The sequence below is a fragment of the Halorubrum sp. AJ67 genome, assembly GCF_000513435.1.
Genome location: NZ_CBVY010000014.1, coordinates 33,350 through 36,112, shown reverse-complemented (window position 1 = coordinate 36,112; position 2,763 = coordinate 33,350). Strand labels below are relative to the sequence as shown.

Below are 2,763 nucleotides of genomic sequence, written 5' to 3'. Positions count from 1 at the left end.
GCCGCGCCGGCGTCCTCGGCGCGGTCGCGGAGCCAGTCGTCGAAGCGTGCGCGCTGGAAGGTGTACCCGAACTTGTCGTACGAGGAGTCGATGCCGGTGGATTCGAGCGTCGCCGCCTCCTCCGGGCCACGGAACTCCGCGCGGTTCAGCTCGCGCTGAACGACCCCGTCGTCGAACTCGTCGGGGTGGATCCCCATGATGTCGACCCAGTAGTCGAGGATGCCCGCGGCGTCGGTCGAGTCGGGACCGAGCCGGTCGCGGTCGGCTCTGGGGACTCCCTTTTCGAGCACGAGCGCGTCAGCGCCGCCGGTCGCGGCCGCGTGCGCTGCGGAGGACCCCGCCGGACCGCCACCCACGATCGCGACGTCTACGCGTTCCATACCCCGTGAGGTAGCCGTCCGGCTATTAAATTCACGGTCGGGACTCGATTCAGGGGTGATTGGACGAACGATCAGGAATGTTCGTTACCTGTCTCAGCGCCGGAGAGACACGTTTTTACGCCGCAACGGAATTTCTCCGGTATCAATGGCACGCGAGACATGGGCGACGCGAGCGGGGTTCATCCTCGCCGCGGTCGGTAGCGCGGTCGGACTCGGGAACATCTGGAGATTCCCGTTCATCACCGGCCAGTACGGCGGATCGTCGTTTCTGATCACCTATCTGGCGTTCGTCGCGCTGATCGGATTCCCGGCGATCCTCGTCGAGTTCGTCATCGGACGCCGGACCGACCGGAACCCGGTCGGCGCGCTGCGTGAACTCGGCAGCGGCGCGTGGTCGTACGCCGGCTGGCTGTTCGTCGTCACCGGGTTCATCATCCTCTCGTACTACAGCGTCGTCGCGGGCTGGTTCCTCCGGTACACGCTCATCGGGATCACCGAAGGGTTCACCCTCACCGATCCGTCCGAGGCCGAGGCGCTGTTCGGCACGGTCTCGACCGGACTCGACACGCTCCTCTTCCACGCCGTCTTCATGCTGCTCGTCATCGGCATCATCGCCGCCGGCGTCCGGCGCGGGATCGAACTGAGCGTGAAGGTGATGGTCCCCGCCATCCTCGTCCTCCTGCTCGGGTTGGCGGCGTACGGATTCACCCTCGACGGCGCGAGCGCGGCGTACGCCTACTACCTCTCGCCCGACTTCGGAACGATCGCGGCGAACTGGACGGAAATCCTGCCGGCCGCCGCCGGACAGGCGTTCTTCACGCTGTCGCTCGGGATGGGCGTGATGATCACCTACGCCTCCTACCTCGGCGAGGACCGGAACCTCGCGGCCGACGCGGGGATCATCGCGACGCTCGACACGCTCGTCGCCGTCCTCGTCGGCTTCGTCGTTTTCCCGATCCTCTTCTCGGTGGGGATCGAGCCGGGAACGGGCGGTCCCGGCGCGATCTTCGTGAGCCTCACGTCGGCGTTCGCCGGCATCCCCGGCGGCCGGATCCTCGGCGTCGTCTTCTTCGGGATGGTCGGGATCGCCGCGCTCTCCTCGGCGATCAGCATCCTCGAAGTGCTGGTCTCGTACCTGATCGACGAGGTCGGCGTCGCTCGGGTCCCGGCGTCGGCCGCGCTCGGCGTGGCGGTCTTCCTGCTCGGAGTGCCCGTCACCGTCGACCTGATCTTCCTCGACCTGTACGACTTACTCGCCGACGGAATCCTGCTCGTGCTCGGGTCGCTGCTGCTCGCGCTGTTCGTCGGCTGGGTAATCCCCGACATCGCTCGCGACGAACTGCGACAGGGACTCGACGGCCTCGGCGGGCTCGGCGACGCGTGGATCTGGGCCGTCCGGATCCCGATCGTGATCGTCGTGATCGTCTCGCTGTACCTCGGGATCGTCGACTACGCCAACTTCCTCACCGGCGGCTTCGCCGAGTGGCTGGCGGCGCGGTAGGCCGATACGGGGGGCCGACGTGTCGGTGTCGGCCCCGTCTCAGGCGTGCTCCTCGCGCGGCTGGATGACGACGAACCCGCCGTCGCCGTCGAACCGCATCTGATACCGCTCGCCCGACTCCTGACCGACCATGTCCGAGAGGCTGCGGTTGACCTCCACGTCCGGCGAGGTGCCGCCCCACGCGACGGTCGCGCCGGGGTCGGTCGCCACCGGCGGCTCCAAGACGATCGGGTCGCCGTGCGTCGTGAGCGCGACGTAGCCCGGCCCTTCGAGGTAGACGTTGCTGAACCCGCCCGCGAGCGCGCCGGCGAGGCTGTCGATGGTGTTGATCTCGTAGGAGAGCGACTCCTCGAACGCGAGCACGTCCTCGCCGTTGACGGTGATCGACTCGTCGGCACCGAGTTCGATCACCTGTACCTTCTTGCCGTCGTCCGCGAAGTAGACGTGTCCGTCACCCTCGACGGCCATGATCGGCGTCCCTTCGCCCGTGGCGGCCTCCTTGAGGAAGCCGGTGATGCCCCCTTCCGCGGAGGCCTTTCCGGTGAACGAGACGTCGCCCGTGTACGCGACCATCGAGCCGGCCTTCGCCATGACGGTCCCGGTGACCGCGACGTCTAAGGTGTAGCTGTTCTCGCGCTGGAACGGTTCCGCGCTGTCCGTCGGTGCGTTCTCGGCGGTGAACTGATCGAGATTCATCGTGCGGGGACCGAACCGTCTCGGTTCGGCTGTACGGAGGTTCCGCGCTGTCGGTTAAGAAGGTACGGGAGAGACAAGGATCTGCTTCACGGATCGAACGCGACACCGGGGCCTCAGTACACGACGAGCGAGAGGTACAGCTGTCCGATCCCGGCGGCGACCATCACCGCGCCCGCGATCCGTTTC

3 protein-coding genes and 1 pseudogene are annotated in these 2,763 nt (G+C 67.2%); 1 reads left to right on the top strand and 3 read right to left on the bottom strand.

Annotation, left to right across the window (positions count from 1 at the left end):
- Nucleotides 1-380: FAD-dependent oxidoreductase (locus BN903_RS11315; RefSeq protein ID WP_048077828.1), on the bottom strand; the 380-nt coding region annotated here is incomplete at its 3' end.
- A 145-nt stretch (nucleotides 381-525) separates the two neighbouring features.
- Between BN903_RS11315 and BN903_RS11310 the strand changes: the two genes are divergently transcribed.
- A complete protein-coding gene (locus BN903_RS11310) occupies nucleotides 526-1,881 on the top strand; it encodes a sodium-dependent transporter (protein WP_048077827.1) in 1,356 nt (451 codons plus the stop codon).
- Between the two features lie 39 nt (nucleotides 1,882-1,920).
- On the opposite strand, the gene BN903_RS11305 is transcribed toward BN903_RS11310, so the two are convergent.
- Entirely contained in the window at nucleotides 1,921-2,577 is a 657-nt protein-coding gene (locus BN903_RS11305) for an AIM24 family protein (protein WP_048077826.1), read from the bottom strand.
- Between the two features lie 113 nt (nucleotides 2,578-2,690).
- Nucleotides 2,691-2,763: pseudogene (locus tag BN903_RS16900) on the bottom strand (cytochrome C biogenesis protein); the annotation flags it as partial.